The sequence below is a fragment of the Psychrobacter urativorans genome, assembly GCF_001298525.1.
GTDB classification, from domain to species: Bacteria; Pseudomonadota; Gammaproteobacteria; order Pseudomonadales; family Moraxellaceae; genus Psychrobacter; species Psychrobacter urativorans_A.
Map to the genome: position 1 here is coordinate 1,313,584 of NZ_CP012678.1, position 20,388 is coordinate 1,333,971.

Consider the following 20,388-nt stretch of genomic DNA (forward strand, 5'->3'; position numbering starts at 1 on the left):
GTTAAAAGCATTGGCGCAGTTCACAATTTTTTAATATAAAACAAGGTATTAATATCTCGTGGCACTACGCGATCACATGCCGTTGGTTGCGGGCAAAGCGGCACGACTGTCTATTAATGACACCGTACCGCTAGTAAACAACCAACCAAACCCGTTAAATTAATAACTGTGGTTTGTTTTAAAGGTCTCAATAGCTGACTTCAAACGACCTGCAATATCATCATTATAGTTGGCAGTGTCATCAATCTCAGTCATTAGTGCTGCTTGCTCATCACGCATATAACGTAAGTAAGCTTCTTCAAAAGCACCGATTTTTTCAACCGGAATGTCTGATAAGAATCCTTCGTTTGATGCATAAATAACCGCCGCTTGTTCAGCAATAGACATCGGCTGATACTGCTTTTGTTTCATCAATTCAGTGACACGCTCACCGTGGTCAAGCTGTGCACGAGTGACATCATCAAGATCCGATGCAAACTGAGCAAATGCGGCAAGTTCACGATACTGTGCTAAAGCGGTACGGATACCACCAGATAGCTTTTTGATAATCTTAGTTTGCGCCGCACCACCAACACGTGATACCGAGATACCAGCGTTCACTGCCGGACGGATACCTGAGTTGAATAAGCTTGACTCTAAGAAAATCTGACCATCAGTAATTGAAATTACGTTAGTCGGTACGAATGCAGATACGTCACCAGCTTGGGTTTCAATAATTGGTAGCGCGGTTAAAGAACCGGTTTTACCAACCACTTCACCATTGGTGAACTTTTCTACGTACGCGGCGTTTACGCGTGAGGCACGCTCAAGTAAACGTGAGTGTAAATAGAATACGTCACCAGGATAAGCTTCGCGACCTGGCGGACGACGTAATAGTAGTGAAATCTGACGATACGCAACCGCTTGTTTTGATAAATCATCAAATACGATTAGTGCATCTTCACCGCGGTCACGGAAGTATTCGCCCATCGTACAACCTGAGTACGGTGCGATATACTGTAGTGCGGCTGGCTCTGACGCAGAAGCTACAACAACAGTCGTATATTCAAGTGCGCCAGTTTGCTCAAGCTTACGAACCACGTTCGCAATCGTTGAGCGTTTTTGACCGATAGCCACATAGACACACTTAATGCCAGAAGCTTTTTGCGCAATAATCGCATCGATTGCCATCGCCGTTTTACCGGTCTGACGGTCACCAATGATAAGCTCACGCTGACCACGACCGATTGGAATCATGGTATCAACTGCTTTATAACCCGTCATTACTGGCTGATCTACTGACTGACGGTCGATAACGCCAGGGGCGATTTTTTCAACTTTATCAGTAAGCTTGGCGTTGATAGGACCTTTGCCATCAATAGGGTTACCTAAAGCATCAACAACACGACCTAGCAGCTCAGGACCTACCGGAACTTCAAGAATGCGACCTGTACAATAGGCTTTTTGACCTTCTTGTAGTTTTAAGTAGTCACCAAGGACTACCGCGCCCACAGAATCACGCTCTAAGTTCAGCGCCATACCATAGACTTCGCCTTCAAATTCAATCATCTCGCCATACATGGCATCTTCAAGACCATGAATTTGCACAATACCGTCAGATACTTTGACAATCGTGCCTTCATTCTTTGCAGTTGCACCTGCATCAAGGTCTTGAATGCGCTGCTTAATCAGATTACTGATTTCCGCTGGATTCAATTGTTGCATTGCCGTGTTTCCTTTAATTTATGATAACCCGCCCACTGACTTAAATACTCTTATATCACGCACACCCGATAAGGCAAGTTTGCGTTCATGATTGGTATTAGGCCGTTAGCTGTGTTTTTAACTGTTGTAACTTGCCACGCATGGAATCATCAATGACTTTATCGCCAACCTTGATGGTTGCGCCTGCCAAAAGACTTGCATCAACCGACTCATGAATCACTACGCTGGCATTAAGCGAGGCAGCAAGACGTGATTGCAACAGCTCGCGCTGCGCATCGGTTAAAGGATAGGCAGAGGTCACATAAGCGTCAAGTTGCTTTAAGCTTAACGCCTTATGATGACGATAATGCTCATAAACTTCAGGCAGCAGCGCCAGACGCTCGTGCTCTGATAACTGAATAACGAAGTTGCTAAGCTCGGTTGATACTGGTGGATAGCGGACGTTACCGTCATGACTATGACCTTGGTTATTTTTCAATAACAACTTAAAGGCAGAATCATTATCGCTCGCCACTTGTGTATCATAAAGATCGACCAAAACGGCTGACTTTTGCTCAGCAGAAACGGCTGGATTGTCTAGCAATGGTTGGAACGACGTGTCTTTGACAATCGTACTGGCAATAAACAAGAAGTCTTCCCACTCATTTACTACCCCGTTCTCATTGGCATAGTCAAACGCGGCTTTAGCGTAGGGTCGTGCTAAGGTTGATAAGTCAGCCATTATATCCTCACAATTACAGCTTCGCCGCCAGTTGGTCTAACATTTTGGCATGTGTTTGCATATCGACTTTGTCTTGCAAAATCTTCTCAGCACCCAATACTGCAAGCTCTGCCACTTGAGCACGTAATGATTCACGGGCTTGATTGATCTCTTGATCAATGGCAGTTTGCGCTTGTTGACGGATACGTTCGCCTTCCACTTGGGCTTGCGATTTAGCATCTTCAACAAGTTGGTTGGCGCTTTTATTCGCCTGCTCAATTAATGCAGCCGCTTTTGTCTTAGCCAAATCAAGCTCTTGCTGTACATCTTGCTCAGCGGTTGCCAAGTCTGCTTTTGCTTTTTCAGCAGCACTTAAGCCTTCAGCAATTTTACGCTGACGGTCATTAATTGCGCCAATAAGTGGTGGCCACACGAATTTCATGCAGAACATCACAAAGATTGCAAAAGCAATGGCTTGACCGATGAGGGTAGAATTGATATTCACGTGATCACCTCTTTGTTAATGAAAAATCAGTGTCATTGATCATATTTGACAGTCAAATTTCGATGCGGTGCATCTATAAATATTGACCATCAAACATTTACAACTGAGCTTTCTGATTAACCTGCTAGAGGGTTTGCGAATAACAATAGCATGGCAATACCAACACCAATCATCGGTACAGCATCAAGAAGACCTGCCACGATGAACATACGGGTTTGCAACTGTGAGCCAAGTTCTGGCTGACGGGCAACACCTTCTAAGAATTTGCCACCTAAGATAGCAAAGCCAATACCTGTACCAAGTGCGCCTAAACCGATTAGTAGCGCTACTGCGATAACTGTGTAACCACCTAATACTGGATCCATCGATGTATCCTCATTTACCTATTGAATGTCTAATTAATGTTCAGTTGATGATGCAAGCGACATGTAAACTATCGTCAGCATCATAAATACGAACGCTTGAAGGGTAATAATTAAGATGTGGAAGATAGCCCACGGTACAGATAACGCCCATTGAATCCAAAATGGCATTAGGGCAATCAATACGAAAATCAGCTCCCCAGCATACATGTTACCGAATAGACGCAGACCTAATGAGATAGGCTTGGCTATCAGAGTTACAAACTCTAAGATAAAGTTGATGGGGATTAAAATAGCCTGCATGATAGGGTTTTTAGCACTAAACGGATGCAGGGTCAGCTCGCCAACAAAACCACCTAAACCTTTTTCTTTGATACTATAAAAGATAATCAACGCAAAGACAGAAAATGACATGCCAAGCGTGATGTTAGGATCGGTTGTTGGTACAATTTTGAAAAATACGTGGTGTGGATCATGACCCATCGCCGCGCCAACTTGACCGGCAATGCTTGGAATGAAGTCAATGGGCATTAAATCCATCAAGTTCATTAAGAATATCCATACAAAGATGGTTAACGCTAAAGGCGCAACTAACTTTGAGGTACCACTGTACGAATCACGTACGTTGTTATCAACAAACTCAACGATCATCTCAACGGCGGCTTGTAGTTTACCCGGCACACCTGAGGTGACTTTTTTGGCAACCATCCAAAAGAGGGCACAAAAGAAAACACCCAGACCAATTGACCATAGCATAGAGTCAAGATGAATAGCATTGAAGCCCATTTGCCCCGCTTCTTCAGCGGTATGCGCGACTTTCCAGCCTTCGCCCGGCAGATAGCCGTACGTCCAGTTCGTTAAGTGGTGAGAGATATATTCTGATGATGTTTGCTCGGCTGCCATAATGTAAGCTTCTTATTAATCAACGATTTAATCAACTACCAAAAAATACGGTTGTCATCTGATGAATAGTTTAGCGCGGCAATTTGCATCGTTTAAAATACCTGCAAATCATCGTACTCAAGCTATCATGTAATCAACAACACCCAACCTATAGAACTGATGCAAGTACCTGATTTTATTAGCTTTTTATAAAATTTAGCTATCAAAAAAGGGCTTAATAGTAGTAATTACCAGCCCTTGGTATCTGCACATGAAAATATCATGTTAGTACTTGCTCATATCCTTGTAGCAAGATTAATGCTTAATACAACACGTTTAAGCAAAACATTTAACTGTGTATCTTAATGCAGCGTTGTATTCGTGTAAAGTAAATTATCTGTTTTTTATTCATTGTATCAGTAAGGTGGCAGCTGTCAGCGTTTAGCAATCTAGCTTTGCGCTCATAAATAAATTGTAAAACTTTATTTTTATACTGTCTTTACTTTATGTTTTATATCTTAAATCCGCTAATAACGCTCATTATGACATTAAATGTGACGATTCATATCGTTTTATAATAAAAATGAGTCGCGTTTTACTTTAAATACATTTCTTATTTAGGTTTATTAATATTAGAAGACGTTATTTACTAGTACATTTAATGCTATTGATATATTTAACGGTGCTGAGTTAGCCGTAAAGAAATTGGACGGCAGGGTGACCTCATGAGCGCTATTGATAACGATATACTATTAATACTGGTGTACTTTTAATGACAATATGTTCTTAATGACAATATAGTTTGTAAGCAGTATCTTGGTTATAAGTATCTTGGTTACCCTGAACGACGGTAGATCACAAAAGCTCAGTTCAATTTAATTATTATCTCTGAGCAATTGTATTGTTACGGTCGTTAGCGTATGTGCCACAACATCCAACTGTGACTAATCTGCATTACCATAAAACCGATAAACAGCGCAGGTGCTGATAGGGGTTGTATGGTAATAAAAATTAGTGCGAAACCAAACACGGTCAGTAGCCATTTGACCATCTGACCCCGATATAGCTGGCTGACAATACGTCCGCGCGCGCGATATCCGGTATGCCAAAAGATAAAACTAGCAAAAACCACTTGGGTGGCAAAACTTAATAGCGCACCGATGGCTAGACTTTTTGCGGCGATAAGCTGCGTATGCAGCCACGCGACATCTACTATCCCAGCAATAACAATCAGGATAAATAATATCCATGCTTGTCGTTTGAGATAAATGCCAATATTATCTTTTTGCGTGCGTTTGGCAGGCTTGGTCATCAGCTATCCTATAATATAGCGTTGGGATAATAGCAGCACAAAAGCAGACTTATCCGTGAATGTCTCACTATACAGGCATCACCTTTAACCAAAATTAAACGCTCCTCATTATAGGGAGCGGACGCCTGTTAAGCAAGTAAAATGTGAGGTTTGTCAGCCATTTAGAGCCAAACAGGTGGTGCTTTTGATGATCACCCTTACTTGCTAGGTGAATCTGTCGCCTGATAATTTTATGAAATACAGTTTACTATCTGCTGCGCCATACTTAACCAACCGCTCACGAAGTCTTTACTTGCGCTCATATCTTCGACTTGGACGGTGCTTTTTACCGGTTGGAGTTTGGCAAGTAAACCTTTGGCAGGCTCACCTTGACTAACTAAGCACATTTGCTTCATCGGACGCTGCTCATTAAGCCAGCGCAGTTGACTGGCTTTGGGTGCTAAATGATGGTCTGTGCTTAGGCTGCCGATAAACTGTAGATGCAAAGCCGGTTCCATATATTGATAGGCATCATGGTACGCCCAATAAGGTCGTTTTTTATTATTCTGCTGCTGCATTTTAGCGACAGCGGCATCCATGCGCTGGGCGAATTTTTGCGTATTGGCTTGATAGAGCTTTTTATATTGCGGATTGGCATGACTATGAATGACGGCAAGAGCGCGGGTAATTGCTTTGGCGTTTTCAGGATCTAGCCAAATATGAGGATCTAGTGTGCCAGCAATGGGCATAGATTTTACGTCACGGAGCGGATGACGGTTAAACGCTTTAAAGTTAAACAACGAGATAGCATTGGGCGCGGTATTGAGAGTGGTTGCCAAGTTGTTCTCTAGCGATGCACCAAACCAAACCACAAAGGTGCTGTCTTGAATGGCTTTAATATCGCCCGGGCTGATACTGCCATGATGACCCACCTCCCCTGCTTGCAATAATTGCTTAGCAGGCGGTGCGCCTTCTGTTACTGCCTGACTGAGCAAAAACAGCGGATAGTTACTGACGCTAACCGTGGCTGCTTGAGCACTTAGCATCATCACTGAGCCTAATAGCATGATAGACGCGGCTATCCAGCGCTTAGGTTGGCGTAATAGTGTGCTTCCTTGGCGCAAAAATGCTTTTCTAATTGGTCCAACTTTAGCTTGAGAGAGGTTATTATTAGCCGCGTTGGCGCAGCGTTGATGATTGGCAGTCATGTGGTCATTATCCTATGCGGTATATTTTCAAAAAGTGTGGTGAGGATTTATGATTATAATTTTATTATTCAATCTGCATTATGTTATACTATAACAATTGAAAGCGCACGATTATTTTGGGGGTTCGTACGGTGTCTATTTCTTCATCGGTCTGTGACCATGTACATGATGTGCAACAATTGACGTCTACTGATGTGAATGACCGTCTGATAGCAGCCGAAGAGCAATGCCGCATACGTGGGGTAAGATTTACGCTGCTACGTCAGCAGATATATGCACTGATATTGCAAGCCGATAAACCAGTTGGGGCTTATGATTTGATTACCCAATTGCAGCAAACGCGCTTAGCAGAAATAGAGCATGCTGAGACCATTAACAACGGTGACGCAAAAAAAGTGACGCAAAAAAATGTTGCACCGCCGACGGTTTATCGTAGCCTAGAGTTTTTATTGGCAGAGAACTTGATTCATCAGCTGACCTCCATTAACGCCTACGTGCCTTGCTGTCATCCACGCGCGCAACATACCGCCGCTTTTTTGATTTGTGAGCAGTGCCAGCGTGTACAAGAATGTAGTAGCGTGCCGGTGCAAGAAATCATGAGCTTTGCGGAACACGATGTTGGCTTTACGGTCACGCGTAGTGTTATTGAGCTGAGTGGACGCTGTCAAACTTGTCATTAATCGCTTAGCCACATATCTTTGCTATTTTTATCGCCCGTTTTTTTATTGACCATTTTTTATTGACAGTTACCCTCACTTTTAACTTATTCGCTGTGACCTCATGAGCCCATTTGCATCCCCATTACGTCAACCTTCTACTTCTGCGCTTGATAATGGCACGGTTGAAAATAAATCTAATGACAATAGTACTCAGCTACTGAGTTTAAATGATGTCAACTTTGATATTGGCAGGCAGCGTTTGGTTTCCCATATTAATATTGATATCGCGGTCGATGAAACGGTGAGCTTAATAGGACCGAATGGCGCGGGTAAGTCAACGTTGGTCAAGCTGATTTTAGGCTTAATCAGCCCTACTAAAGGTCAAATTACCGCGCATCAAGCGCTACAACTTGGCTATGTGCCGCAACGATTTTCAGTGCCACCCATCTTGCCGCTACGGGTGCAAGACCTGCTAGCGCAAGCGGATAAACGCCGGTTGAATGATACCCAGCGCCAGTTTATTTTTGATAATTTATCATTGACGCATTTACTACCGCGACAAATGCTGCATTTATCTGGTGGTGAAACTCAGCGTGTATTATTAGCGCGCGCCTTGTTAGATAAGCCCAATCTGTTGATTTTGGATGAGCCGATGCAAGGTCTTGATCCGGATACTGAAGTTTGGCTGTATAAGTTTATTGATGAGCTGCCTGATTTTTTACGCTGTGCCATGTTAGTGGTCTCCCATGACTTGCATTGGGTCATGAAAGGCAGTCGACGCGTGATTTGTCTCAATAAGCACATTTGCTGCGAGGGCAAACCAAGCGAGCTTGCGACGACTGCTGAGTTCCAACAGCTGTTCGGTCATCATTACGAGCAACCGTATGTCCATCAGCCCCACGCTTGTGAGCATCATGCCCCAAATTAGTGGAAAGTTGCGCTAGGCGTGCCGTCTCGTTGACTACTTTGCCTTGCTTTACTCCCTTTCTCTCTTTCTCTTTATTAAAAGCTTTAACGGATACCTGTTATGACCGCTTGGTTAGCCATCATTGCCCCTGCTTGGATTGCCGGCAGTATTTTAGGATTGCTGTCAGCGCCGCTTGGTTGCTTAGTATTATGGCGACGGATGGCGTTTTTTGCCGACGCTTTAGCCCACGGAACGCTATTGGGTGTCGCCCTTGCGGTGTTGTGGCAGTTGCCCATGGGCATTGGCGTTGCTATGGTCAGCGTGATGGTGGTGGTAGGCTTGGTAGTGATTGATGATGAGCGCCTGCCAGTCGATGCGGTGTTAGCCGTTGTCTCTGTCACGCTGCTGTGCTTAGGATTATTAACCTTAACCCAGTTAACCGATCAGCAAGCCAATGTTTTAGGATTTTTGTTTGGTAATTTGCTAGATATTGATTGGGCAGATTTACCCCTACTTGCCGGTAGTGTGTTGGTAGGCTTAGGATTTTTAATTTATATTTGGTCAGCACAAGTGAAGCTTGCTACTCACGAAGCACTAGCGCGTATTCAAGGTATCAATCCAACACGGCAGCGGCTATTCTTTATGGGTGTACTCGCCGGATTTTGTGCCATCGCGTTGCAAGCGGTGGGGAGCTTACTCATCAGTGGCTTGTTGGTATTACCTGCATTAACAGCGCGTTTATATTCTAGCGCGCCAAAGCAGATGGTCATTATCGCGCTGCTAGTGGCACAAGTGGGCGTAACGTTGGGGATTTGGGGTAGTATTTGGTTAGATATTCAAACGGGACTGGCGATTGTTTTAGTGTTGGCGATTCTGTTTTTTGCGGCATTAATCGTATCAAATTTTTGGACAGCGAATCGTCAATCACGCTACTAAAACCTCCACGAGATATGACACTTTATTGCTGTTTATCACGTACTTATTCAACTTTATTTGGCAAATATCGCTAGGGCTTTTCTAAAATATATGTTATAAACCGCCTAAATATAATTGTATATGATATTTAACTGACCACGCCATTAAACAGATGTATGAAATGATAGGATAAAAATAGCTATTGCTCTGTGATAGCAACGACTGTTTTGGCATGCTGAGGGACAGACCCTATGCGAAGCTATCCCCCCTATAATCTTAGTACACCAGATAAGCAACTAAACGTGCTGCAAATCACTGATTTGCATTTATCGATGCATGATATCTGTCTTAATGATGTAGTCGCTACCGTTAACTGTCGGCAACGCTTTGAAGCTGTGTTACAGCAAGCGCTAAATGAAGACATTCGCTGTGATTTAATCGTGGTGACAGGCGACTTAGTAGATGAAGTACAACCCGCTATTTACGATTATATTTTTGCGGTACTAGACGCTACCAATATTCCTTATGCCTGTATTGCGGGTAACCATGATGTGACCGATGAAACGGGTAGAGAGCTACCTTTTTTTCAACGTCAGCTGGTCGCCAAATCTGCTGATCCACGCTTACTCAGTCGCCATGTGATTCACACGGACGATTGGCAGTTGTTATTTTTGGACTCGGCTATAGCAGGCAAGGTGGCGGGTGAAATTACTCCTACTGATATTGATTGGTTGTGTGCGCAGCTGAGCGCCTGTGATAAGCCGGCATTTTTAGCATTACATCATCACGTGCTCCCCATGCACTCTGACTGGATAGATGAGTATATTGCTAAAAATGCAGAGACTTTTTGGCAGCGTATGGATGATTTTAGCCATCTTCGCGTGGTCATCAGCGGTCATACCCATCAAGAACAAGCGCGTGAACATCAGGGTGTGACCGTCTATAATACTCCTTCTACTTGCTATCAGTTCAAGCCTTATGAAAACGACTTTGCTTATGATAACCATGCACGCCCCGGTTATCGCTGGTTGCAATTAGCCAACAATGGACAGGTTGCAAGCTGGGTAAAAAGATTGGATACTTGACCGCCAGTATTATTGACCTAAATCACATAACTGCTATATTAATAAGTGATAGCCATCATAAATACTGTCATAACAAACTGCCATACTATTGACAATCACAAGCAGTAAAATACATGAATAATAAAAATAATAAATTTTAAAATCGATAAGCAAAATGAGATAGAAGCTATTATTATCTAGATACTCTATTAATGGCTAGGATAACCAAGGCGATTGAGTAGCGCTAGCGCTTACGTTGTTCAGTAATAACGCGTTCCTTAGCAGTACAGTTCTGACCTATAGTAAAAATTTTTACGTCTTGTTTTTTTATAATGTCGTTTTGTTGAATTAATTTGAAAAAGTAGGAGACCCATATGAGCACCCTGACTACGAATCCGAGTGATGTGAAGTTCACCCCTTATGTGCCTGCTAAAGACGAAGAGTATATGTCTGAGGCGCAGTTAGAGCACTTTAGAGCTATTTTATTGGCATGGAAAGATGAGCTGATCGGTGAAGCTGACCGCACCATGACTTATATCCAAGATGAATCGAGCGCCATGCCGGATATCAATGACCGCGCGACTCAAGAAGAAGAGTTTGCGTTAACCTTGCGTACGCGTGACCGTGAACGTAAGCTCATTCGTAAAATTGACAAATCAATAGCAGAAATCGATGGTGATGACTATGGATTTTGTGAAACGTGTGGCGTTGAAATTGGACTACGTCGTTTAGAAGCCCGTCCAACGGCAACGCAGTGCATTGATTGCAAAACGTTATCAGAGATGAAAGAACGTCAAAATCAAGGCGCTTAAATCTAATAGCACGACAGTAGTTATCACAAGAAGCGACCATATCACGGGTCGCTTTTTGTATTGTAGTGGATAGCTTTTTAGCAAATCACTACTTATTAGCGTATTAAGGACTAAGTAACGTAGAAAGTGACTACTAACAAAATACTTTCATTTAATAAATATCTTTTTATAGTCACATTCTTTATGCTATCGGTACTCTTTCACTTTTAATAGCGCTCTATTTTGACATTGATTCATACGCCGACCGACCTATTATCGAGCAAGCGCCACCCTATTGGACGCTTTGCGCCATCACCGACTGGTGAGCTACATTTAGGGTCATTGACCACGGCACTGGCAAGTTTTTGCCAGATTAAGTCGTTGGGCGGTTCATGGCTATTGCGTATAGAAGATACCGATAGTGAACGATGTGATGAGCAATTTAGTGAGCAGATATTAATAGACTTAGAGGCACTTGGGTTGTATTGGGACGGTGATGTTATTTATCAGTCAGAGCGTATTGATATTTATAATGATTACTTATCGTCTGCCCTATTTCCTCTCACCTATGGTTGTCAATGCTCGCGTAAAAGTCTGGCGCAATATTGGGCACAACAGGGGGCGCAACAAGACTCGCAACCATCAAACCAAACTGCTCCAGACAAGAGCGTTCTAAATAAAACCGCTTCAAATACAACCGCTCCAAATAAAAATAACCATACAGCCGAACATCAACGCTATCCGCGCTGCTGTCTAGACGCACATCTGAATAAAGAGCAGCATAAACTGCGCTTACAGCTGCCCGATTATACCACTGGCTTTATCGATGGCATTCAGGGGCTACAATGGCAAAATCCGCAGCAAACGTTGGGGGATATGGTGGTACGGCGGCAAGATGGGATGATTAATTATATCTTGGCGGCAAGTATTGACGATGGGCTGCAACACGTTAGCCATGTCATGCGCGGTTTGGATATTTTACCGCTGACCACCGCCCAAATTAGCATCATGCAAGCAGCCAAGCTGCCAAGTATTGATTACTGGTATCACTTGCCACTGATATGTCATGCGGATGGACAAAAACTCTCCAAACAAAACCTTGCGCAGCCAATTGATACGCGTAAATCAAGTGCGCTTATCGCCACTGCGTTGCGGCTGCTACAACAACCGGCTGTTGATATGGACACGCCAACACGTATGCTAGAACAAGCCATTGCGCAGTGGGATAACGCCCCTTTACAAGGCAAACAGACTTTAAATAGCTTTAATATCTGAATAGCTTCAATATCTAAACAGCCCTAATATTTAAATATTGGAGCTATTTAAACAGAAAGAGCAAAAGCTAAATAATAAAAAGCGCCGCTACTTGCGACGCTTTTTTATGTTGACGAATTATTAGCTTAAACGATTGCTTAATAATAACGACATTGGCTTTTTTCGATTTCAGGGCTTTCTTTATAAATTTTCAGCAGGATAGCGACCATAATTAAACTGATTAACATTGAAGAGCCACCATAACTAAAGAATGGCATGGTCAAACCCTTAGTCGGCATCGCACCCATATTCATCGCTGCATTAATCACCGTCTGCGCAATAAAAATAATCCCAATGCCAAATGCTGTATAGCTCATACGCATTTGCCGACGCTTCAAAGCATTGTAACTGATGCGCATCGCGCTACCGATAATGAGCGTCTCTAATAGCAAAATCATCGCCACACCAACGAAACCAAGCTCTTCACCGGTAATTGCCAATAAAAAATCCGTATGTGCCTCCGGTAGATGTGAGAGCTTTTGCACACTTTCGCCATAACCCACACCGGTAAATTGCCCACGACCAAAGGCAATTAAACTGCGTGCCAGCTGATAATCTGTATCTTGAATATCATCAAACGGGTCTAGAAATGATAACGCTCGCGTCAAGCGATATTGCACAAAGGCAACCGCCATGACTGCTAAAGCACCAACTACCGCTCCTAACGCAATGAACTGCTTATAAGGTGCGCCAGCAATATAGAATATCGCAAATACAGTACCGACAATAACGACTAATGAACCAAAATCAGGCTGTAATAGCAGCAATACTGTCAGCAAGCCAATGACCAAGGAGATGCGCAAAAAGCCATCCCAGCCATTTCGCACCTCAAATGAGCGCCGCACCACAAAATCAGCAACAAACACAATGATGACCAGCTTTGCCAGCTCAGCGACTTGAAAGTTAATGAAGCCAAGGTCGAGCCAGCGTTTTGAACCATTAACTGGCGTACCAAACAGCGCCGCTACCAGTAGCAATCCTGTGATGCCCAATAAGACAAACTGAGTCGTCGTTTGATACAGCATTCTGAGCGGTACGAGGAAATAGGATATGCCTGCTACCACCAATCCGATAGCCATATACAACAGCTGACGATTAAAAAAGTGCAGCTCTGTCATCCCGCGACTGAGCGAAAATGGAATAGAAGCAGACGCCACCATCAGCAAGCTGAGCACCAACATACAGCCAACACTAGACAACAAAGTGGTACGTGCTGAAGGCATATACGGCCTACTACCTAAGTCAGTCGTTGACTGAGGCGAGCGAGAAGAACGAGAAAGAAAAGAGAACGCCATAATATTTGAATACACTAACAAACAAAAAACACGGCGTTTATTCAACGCCACCGTTTACTTCATAAAACCTAAAAATACTATCTAAAAAAAGACATTGAGCGAATACATAGCCAAGCCATCCTCTTTAGACGTGAGTGAATGCCAACCTTTAGCTAACAATCACAGTATCTAATTCTGCGACCAATTGACTAAAATACTCACCGCGCGCCGCGTAGCCACTAAACTGATCAAAACTGGCACAAGCGGGCGATAATAGTACCGCTTGTACTTGCGACAAACTGCTCGCAGTCACCTGCTGAATCGTTGCAAATGCGCCCTCTAACGTTTGGCACTGGTGCAACGTAACGTCATCACTCAGCTTTGCGGCACGTAGATCTTGCTCGATTTGTAAGCTGTCTTGACCAATAAACAGCACTTGGCTGACGTATTGATTGATAAACGGGGTTAATTCTCCGAATTGCTGCCCTTTACCTTCACCGCCTAAAATCAATAATAGCTTGCCATCTTTAGGGGCATAGACTGCGCCTAACCCTTCAATAGCTGCCATCGTTGAGCCGATATTCGTACCTTTTGAATCATTAAAATAATCAATACCGGCTACCGTTGCGACATATTGGCAGCGATGGTCAAGCCCAGCGAATTGCTGTAGCGTGGTTAGCATACTATCGAGCGGTAATCCTGCAAGCTCACCCAGCGCCAAGGCAGATTGAGCATTGAGTAAATTATGGCGACCTTTAATAATTAGTTTGTCCGCTGATAACAGACGTTCTGTACCACGTGCCAAATAAGTTTGTCCGTCAGAATCAATAATCAAACCGTATTGACCGTTAGCAGGCGCATGAATCCCCGTGCTTAAACGCGGTACATTGTCCGCCAGTAAGGGATGGGTCAGCGCATCTTCACGATTAATGACTACTGACTTCGCACCTTGAAAAATGCGATGCTTGGCTTGATGATAACCGAGCATATCACCGTGGCGATCCAAATGATCGGGGGACATATTGAGCACGGTGGCGACTTGGGCGCCTAAATTGGTGACCGTTTCTAATTGAAAACTGGATAGCTCAAGTACGGCTAACTGCATATCCGGATTTTTAAGTAAATTTAATGCCGGTATGCCAATATTGCCGCCAACCCCAACGTTGACCCCTGCATCAGCTGCCATTTGCCCAACCAAAGTGGTCACCGTGCTTTTGGCATTTGAACCCGTAATAGCCACGATCGGTACGGTGCAAGCTTCACAAAATAACTGAATATCACTAACTACAGGAATATTTGCCTGCCGAGAAGCAGCTACCGCCTCCGTATCTAGCGAGATACCAGGGCTAATAATAATACGCGCTGCTTGCTGCAACAAATCACCATCAATCGCACCAAAGCGACGAATTTCAACCGCGGTTGGTAATTTATCCGCTAATGTCGGCGCACTCTGATTGTCCGTCACTGCCACGCGGTAACCCTGCTCAGTCAGATACTGTGCTACTGATAATCCCGATTGTCCTAATCCAACCACGACTTGTAGGTCATTATTTTGTAGATCACTGTTTTGTAAGGCATTGTCTTTATGGATTAATAATTCTGTTGCGGCAAGACGGGTCATATTGTTTCCTTGTACAGTATTATTCACTGAGCAATCAAGTTATCTAGCGGACAAAACGGCATCCATCAGGTACATGGCAAATACGTGTCAGTTACATGGCAGCCACTGGTCTATTGAAGATAAGAACCGATACATACTATTCTAAGCATCATAACGGTATCGTTCAGGTTTCGGTACTGCTTTTTTATCTCTATGTGGTATTATGCGCATGTTTTTAGTTTAACGTTCTGTGACTTTGACAGCCACGTTCATTTGGCGTTTTAGTTTAGCATGTTGTAACCCATATCGCCCTATTGTCACGCAGTATTCAGCAACTATTCTTAGTCTCATTCTACTTCTATAGCCTCTTGAATTTTTCATCGGATTTTTATGTAAGCTATGACGGTATCTTATTTTATGATCGATACTATCACTGACACTATTTCACACGGTGAGACGCTCGATAGCCCTACTTATTGTTGCTCCTACTATATTGATTCATGATTGTTGATTGTTGATTAGTGACTGTCGGTTAATGACTGTTTTTTTGATAAGACGCTAAAATTTCTTGATAAGACGCTAAAGCTTAGGACCACTTAACAGTACGACTATGTTAAGCGACGCGGTAGATTAGCCAGTGGTTACTATTGTCAATAAACCATATGACTACTGGCTAATGATTACTTTTTTTGCCCCTAATGGTATGCAGTTTATTTATGACCTCTTTTCTTGATAACGTACGTGACGAATGGTTTTCTAACGTGCGAGGCGATATCCTATCGGGTATCGTGGTCGCATTGGCACTGATTCCAGAGGCGATTGCCTTTTCTATTATCGCAGGCGTTGATCCTAAAGTGGGATTATACGCCTCGTTTTGTATTGCGGTAGTGATTAGCTTTGTCGGTGGACGTCCGGGGATGATTTCAGCGGCAACTGGTGCGATGGCTTTGGTCATGGTGACCTTGGTCGCCGACCATGGACTACAATATCTACTGGCCGCCACCTTATTATGTGGCGTCATTCAAATTGTCATTGGCATCTTAAAGCTGGGCAATTTGATGCGGTTTGTGTCGCGCTCGGTGGTGATTGGCTTTGTGAATGCGTTGGCAATTTTAATATTTGCCGCCCAACTGCCTGAGCTCAATCCAATGACGGAACGGGTCGGCATGACGGTGTATATCATGACCGCAGCGGGACTTGCCATTATTTACTTATTTCCATTGATACCGAAAATTGGACGCGTACTGCCCTCACCGCTGGTCTGTATCGTTGGTTTGACGATTGTGGCAATGTATATGAATTTAGACATCCGCAATGTGGGTAGTATGGGCGAGCTGCCAGATTCGCTACCGATGTTTTTATTACCGGATATTCCACTGAATTTGAATACGCTAGTGATTATCGCGCCGTATTCTATTACGCTAGCGATTGTTGGACTGCTGGAATCCATGATGACGACCACCATTGTTGATGAATTGACCGATACCCCAAGTAATAAAAACCGTGAATGCCGTGGTCAAGGAATTGCCAACGTGGTGACGAGCTTTTTCGGTGGGATGGCAGGTTGCGCGATGATTGGTCAGTCAATGATTAACGTTAAATCTGGCGGACGCACGCGCTTATCGACCCTGATTGCTGGTGTCGTTCTATTGATTATGGTTGTGTTTTTAAGTGAATGGGTTCGCCAAATTCCAATGGCGGCATTGGTTGCCGTGATGATTATGGTGTCTATTGGTACTTTTAACTGGCAGTCTATTCGCGAGTTTAAAACCCATCCTATGTCCTTTAATATCGTGATGTTATCGACGGTATTGACCACTGTCTTCACTCATAATTTAGCGTATGGTGTGGGCGTTGGCGTGCTGCTATCGGCACTATTCTTTGCCAACAAAATCAGACAGTTTTTAACGGTCTTTAGTGAGTATGATGATAGTAGTAATACTCGCTATTATTATGTGCAAGGTCAGGTGTTCTTTGCCTCTACGACGCAATTTTTGCAAAGTTTTGATACCAAAGAGGCGTTAGATAATGTGCATATTGATGTGAGCCAAGCGCATTTTTGGGATATCAGTGCCGTCGATACGCTCGACAAGCTAGTGATGCGCTTGCAACGCGAAGGCATTGATGTCAAGGTGGTTGGACTCAACAATGCCAGTCGCACGCTGATTGATCGCTTCTCTGTGCATGATCGCCGCGATATTGGTTTGCTTGATTAAAGGTGTGCATTCCACCCTTTATTTCGACTGTATTTTCATTCTTAAGATGATGTGGTTGTGTTATGAGTAATTTAAAACCAGATAGTGTGATTGCCTGTTTAGACTGCCCAGACCATGTGCAAGCGGTACTGGATGCCAGCATGTGGGCAGCGGTACGTCTGCAAGCGCCCATTGGCTTGCTCTACTCTGTGCCAAGTCTACAACAAAAAGCCGCGATTAATTATTCAGGCTGCTTAAATATTGATGATGAAAGCGCCTTGCTGGAAGAATTTACCACTAAAGAGCATTTAAGCAACTCTGAGCTAAAAGCGCAAGGTAAACTCTTGCTGTATCAAGCTACTGCTTACTGTGGACAACAGCATTATAAACGACCAGTCTATACCTTACATCGGCACGAGCCGCTGGTTGAAAGCTTAGATTACGTCGATGAAAAATCGCAACTGGTGGTCATCGGTCATCATCTCACCTGCAAGCTGACTTTGAGTGAGCTGGTGCGTTTAAGCCAATGTCCGGTGCTTGTCACCCACGTGCATTTTTTAGCGCCAACCACTGCTTTATTTGCCTTTGATAATCGCCCAACCTCTCATAAAATGCTCAAATGGCTTTGTAAAACACCCTTAGTACGTGCATTAACCATTCATATCGTTATGATTGGCAAAGAAAATGCCACAAACTGCGATGCCCTGCGCGAAGCGTATGCTAGACTTAAGCAAGCAGGTATCAACTGTAAAAAAGCCTTAATAGAAAGCCGCGACGTCTGTGCTGCTTTGAATCATTACCAAAATGAACACCATCTTGGCATGCTCATGAGCGGTGCATTTGGACAATCACGCCTGCGTGAGCTGCTCCAAGGTAGCGATACTAAAAAGCTACTTGGCAGTACTAAAACGCCTTATCTTCTTTTTCCCAAGGATTTATAGTCGCTATAGCTATTAGCAAGATCTATTAGCGACATTCTACTCACTTTCCATCTATGAGTAGCTCTAATTGATAAACCTAATAGATAGCCCTAATTGATAACCAGTATCTGTGAACGTGTGCAGTCAGTGGTCTTGAATTATCAGTTAGGCACAGCAGACTCAATCTTCAATGACGCAATTTTTCTTTCTTAAATTCACTCTGCTATTGCTTATTTTTATTAATAACATCCTTTATTCTACTTTTTCGCTGTCTTCAAGCTTTAGCAAATCATCACAGGATAGCTGCCCCCAGTCGTTCAGAATTTGGTTATAATAAAATCCTAATTTTTTACCATTTCAGGCAGAATAGCGGCGTGTGCATTGCCATTATAAATAATTATCATTATAAAGATTGTCTTACCGTTAACGTGTCATTAGTTTATGAGTGTTTTTTAGGCACAGTTGTTTGAATCATTGACCGTAAGACATGCAAAATGCAAAGATAAAATATACCAAAATGCATAACTCTGCTTGCCACCTCACTCATATAAGGAAATTTATTATGAAGCTCATCACTGCGATTTTAAAACCTTTTAAGCTCGATGACGTACGCGAAGCACTGTCTGATATAGGCGTAAAAGGCGTCACCGTTACTGAAGTCAAAGGCTTTGGTCGCCAAAAAGGACATACAGAGCTATATCGCGGTGCTGAATACGTAGTAGATTTTTTGCCGAAAGTAAAAGTAGAAGTCGCGGTCGTTGATGAGATGGTTGAGCCTGCTATAGAAGCCATCACTCGGATTGCCAGTACGGGTAAAATCGGCGATGGCAAAATTTTTGTGACCAATCTTGAACAAGTCATTCGTATTCGTACCGGTGAGACCGGACACGACGCCATCTAATAGAGTATAGCGTAAACCTAATCTCGCTAAAAATAGAGGTATATTAGCTATCTCATTTCCTATACGATGCATCTTATTTGTGGCGATATTTGTGGCGATGATTTTATGTTAGGGTCGGATATCCTAGACTATGCTTAAGAAGATTATCCAGAATTTCTACGCCAATTAATGTCTGCGTGATGCAAATTATTAACCTTAATGAATGCCGCAATATAAAAACCCCGTATCACCTATTGGTAATGCGGGGTTTTTATGACACTAAGGTATTAAGCTAATAATTTAGATTATCCAAAATAACGTTTATAAAGTTATTTCTTTTTCCACGTTTGAGTACGTGTGAATGGCCCTAAATGACCTTTTAAATCCATAGTATCGCCTTTGACCGTAGCGGTCAGACGGTAAGTTTTACTCTTTGCTGGGTCAGTAATTGTACCGCCGCTATATTTACCATTACCATCTGCTTTTAGCCCTGAGATAATGGTCATACCGACGTATTGCTTACCTTTTGCGGTATTGGCTTCCACAAGCTTGCCAGTCAAAACGCCATTTGATTCAGTGATTTTTACCACACCTTTAGGCTTACCATCTTCGAAGGTCTGCCAGCTGGTATTAGCCAAAGGGTCAGCGGCGAATGCCATGGTTGCCATGCTGATACCAGCGACCGTTAATACAGTTTTAGTAAATAATTTCATAGATCGATTCCTTTCGTACGATGAGAATATAAAACGTGATGGTGTTTATACTTATTTATCATTCCAATGCTAACTATCGTTGACCATTTTTTAATGGTTTTTATATTTAGCCTTGGAGTAACATAAATGCCGTTTCATTCATTATAAGCAAATTCCGAATTTTGCATAGTCATTTCTTTATAGATGAGGATGACTATACAATCCAAACTATATCAAATAGTTATAAGAATGGATTGTCTATAGTTTCATCTGCTGAGTCATTGTTATCCTTTGACTCAGCTAGATTTTTGCTATTTTCAGGATAATTATCAAACGCTTGTAATATTTTACTGGTGAGCTCGTGCAGTTGCTGCGCTTGCTGCTTTCCTACAACGTCACGCTTGAGGTCTATATCGCCATAAATAGTGATTTTATCCGTCTGATTTTCGATCACTAAGTCGCCAATCTGCATACTTTGATGGTTGTTCGCAAAAGGTTCAATCATTTATGTTTCCTATTTATCAA

Annotated in this window: 20 protein-coding genes; 9 read left to right on the forward strand and 11 right to left on the reverse strand. The window is 43.0% G+C overall.

The genetic code is table 11. The annotated features are described in order from the left end of the window. Positions 1-159: 159 nt before the first annotated feature. The 7 genes from atpA to AOC03_RS05730 all read right to left on the reverse strand — a co-directional run bounded on the left by atpA (position 160) and on the right by AOC03_RS05730 (position 6,652). Complete coding sequence (atpA, locus tag AOC03_RS05700; protein WP_062534130.1) at positions 160-1,704, reverse strand: F0F1 ATP synthase subunit alpha; 1,545 nt, start codon at positions 1,702-1,704, stop codon at positions 160-162. 97 nt (positions 1,705-1,801) lie between these two features. Next, positions 1,802-2,425, reverse strand: a complete 624-nt coding sequence (locus AOC03_RS05705; RefSeq protein ID WP_062534132.1) for a F0F1 ATP synthase subunit delta — start codon at positions 2,423-2,425, stop codon at positions 1,802-1,804. 13 nt (positions 2,426-2,438) lie between these two features. Continuing rightward, positions 2,439-2,909, reverse strand: a complete 471-nt coding sequence (locus AOC03_RS05710; RefSeq protein WP_062534134.1) for a F0F1 ATP synthase subunit B — start codon at positions 2,907-2,909, stop codon at positions 2,439-2,441. Positions 2,910-3,025: 116 nt separating this feature from the next. Next, entirely contained in the window at positions 3,026-3,274 is a 249-nt protein-coding gene (atpE, locus tag AOC03_RS05715) for a F0F1 ATP synthase subunit C (RefSeq protein WP_025651437.1), read from the reverse strand. A 33-nt stretch (positions 3,275-3,307) separates the two neighbouring features. Further along, positions 3,308-4,174, reverse strand: a complete 867-nt coding sequence (gene atpB, locus AOC03_RS05720; protein WP_062534136.1) for a F0F1 ATP synthase subunit A — start codon at positions 4,172-4,174, stop codon at positions 3,308-3,310. An 892-nt stretch (positions 4,175-5,066) separates the two neighbouring features. Beyond that, positions 5,067-5,465, reverse strand: a complete 399-nt coding sequence (locus tag AOC03_RS05725; protein ID WP_062534138.1) for an ATP synthase subunit I — start codon at positions 5,463-5,465, stop codon at positions 5,067-5,069. A gap of 230 nt (positions 5,466-5,695) precedes the next feature. Continuing rightward, positions 5,696-6,652 carry a metal ABC transporter solute-binding protein, Zn/Mn family gene (locus AOC03_RS05730; RefSeq protein ID WP_062534140.1) on the reverse strand — a complete coding sequence of 319 codons (957 nt, stop codon included), beginning with the start codon at positions 6,650-6,652 and terminating at the stop codon, positions 5,696-5,698. A gap of 170 nt (positions 6,653-6,822) precedes the next feature. Here AOC03_RS05730 and AOC03_RS05735 point away from each other — a divergent pair, with 170 nt between their 5' ends. The 6 genes from AOC03_RS05735 (at position 6,823) to gluQRS (ending at position 12,263) form a co-directional block, all read left to right on the forward strand. Beyond that, entirely contained in the window at positions 6,823-7,332 is a 510-nt protein-coding gene (locus tag AOC03_RS05735) for a transcriptional repressor (protein WP_420480456.1), read from the forward strand. A gap of 100 nt (positions 7,333-7,432) precedes the next feature. After that, entirely contained in the window at positions 7,433-8,239 is an 807-nt protein-coding gene (locus AOC03_RS05740; RefSeq protein ID WP_084785781.1) for a metal ABC transporter ATP-binding protein, read from the forward strand. A gap of 99 nt (positions 8,240-8,338) precedes the next feature. Beyond that, positions 8,339-9,154, forward strand: a complete 816-nt coding sequence (locus AOC03_RS05745; RefSeq protein ID WP_062534142.1) for a metal ABC transporter permease — start codon at positions 8,339-8,341, stop codon at positions 9,152-9,154. A gap of 230 nt (positions 9,155-9,384) precedes the next feature. Continuing rightward, positions 9,385-10,218, forward strand: a complete 834-nt coding sequence (locus tag AOC03_RS05750) for a metallophosphoesterase (RefSeq protein ID WP_062534144.1) — start codon at positions 9,385-9,387, stop codon at positions 10,216-10,218. 353 nt (positions 10,219-10,571) lie between these two features. Next, entirely contained in the window at positions 10,572-11,009 is a 438-nt protein-coding gene (gene dksA, locus AOC03_RS05755; protein WP_062534146.1) for an RNA polymerase-binding protein DksA, read from the forward strand. Between the two features lie 222 nt (positions 11,010-11,231). Further along, positions 11,232-12,263 (forward strand): tRNA glutamyl-Q(34) synthetase GluQRS, encoded by a 1,032-nt coding sequence (gene gluQRS / locus AOC03_RS05760; RefSeq protein ID WP_227514296.1) that lies wholly within the window; start codon positions 11,232-11,234, stop codon positions 12,261-12,263. Positions 12,264-12,400: 137 nt separating this feature from the next. Here the strand turns inward: gluQRS and ftsW are convergent, their stop codons facing one another. Together ftsW and murD are read right to left on the reverse strand one after the other, a co-directional pair. After that, a complete protein-coding gene (gene ftsW, locus AOC03_RS05765; RefSeq protein ID WP_062534148.1) occupies positions 12,401-13,525 on the reverse strand; it encodes a putative lipid II flippase FtsW in 1,125 nt (374 codons plus the stop codon). 220 nt (positions 13,526-13,745) lie between these two features. Then, the gene (murD, locus tag AOC03_RS05770) at positions 13,746-15,197 is read right to left on the reverse strand and encodes a UDP-N-acetylmuramoyl-L-alanine--D-glutamate ligase (protein ID WP_062534150.1); all 1,452 of its coding nucleotides are present in this window, start codon (positions 15,195-15,197) and stop codon (positions 13,746-13,748) included. 695 nt (positions 15,198-15,892) lie between these two features. On the opposite strand from murD, the gene AOC03_RS05775 reads away from it, so the two are divergent. The 3 genes from AOC03_RS05775 (at position 15,893) to AOC03_RS05785 (ending at position 19,192) form a co-directional block, all read left to right on the forward strand. Beyond that, entirely contained in the window at positions 15,893-17,392 is a 1,500-nt protein-coding gene (locus AOC03_RS05775; protein WP_062536533.1) for a SulP family inorganic anion transporter, read from the forward strand. Between the two features lie 62 nt (positions 17,393-17,454). Then, on the forward strand, positions 17,455-18,312 hold the full coding sequence (locus AOC03_RS05780) for a universal stress protein (RefSeq protein ID WP_062534153.1): 858 nt from the start codon (positions 17,455-17,457) through the stop codon (positions 18,310-18,312). A 541-nt stretch (positions 18,313-18,853) separates the two neighbouring features. Continuing rightward, positions 18,854-19,192, forward strand: coding sequence for a P-II family nitrogen regulator (locus AOC03_RS05785; RefSeq protein WP_062534155.1), 339 nt, complete (start codon positions 18,854-18,856; stop codon positions 19,190-19,192). Positions 19,193-19,500: 308 nt separating this feature from the next. Here the strand turns inward: AOC03_RS05785 and AOC03_RS05790 are convergent, their stop codons facing one another. Continuing rightward, complete coding sequence (locus tag AOC03_RS05790; RefSeq protein WP_062534157.1) at positions 19,501-19,884, reverse strand: DUF2147 domain-containing protein; 384 nt, start codon at positions 19,882-19,884, stop codon at positions 19,501-19,503. A gap of 220 nt (positions 19,885-20,104) precedes the next feature. After that, positions 20,105-20,368, reverse strand: a complete 264-nt coding sequence (locus tag AOC03_RS05795; protein ID WP_062534160.1) for a hypothetical protein — start codon at positions 20,366-20,368, stop codon at positions 20,105-20,107. Positions 20,369-20,388 lie beyond the last annotated feature (20 nt).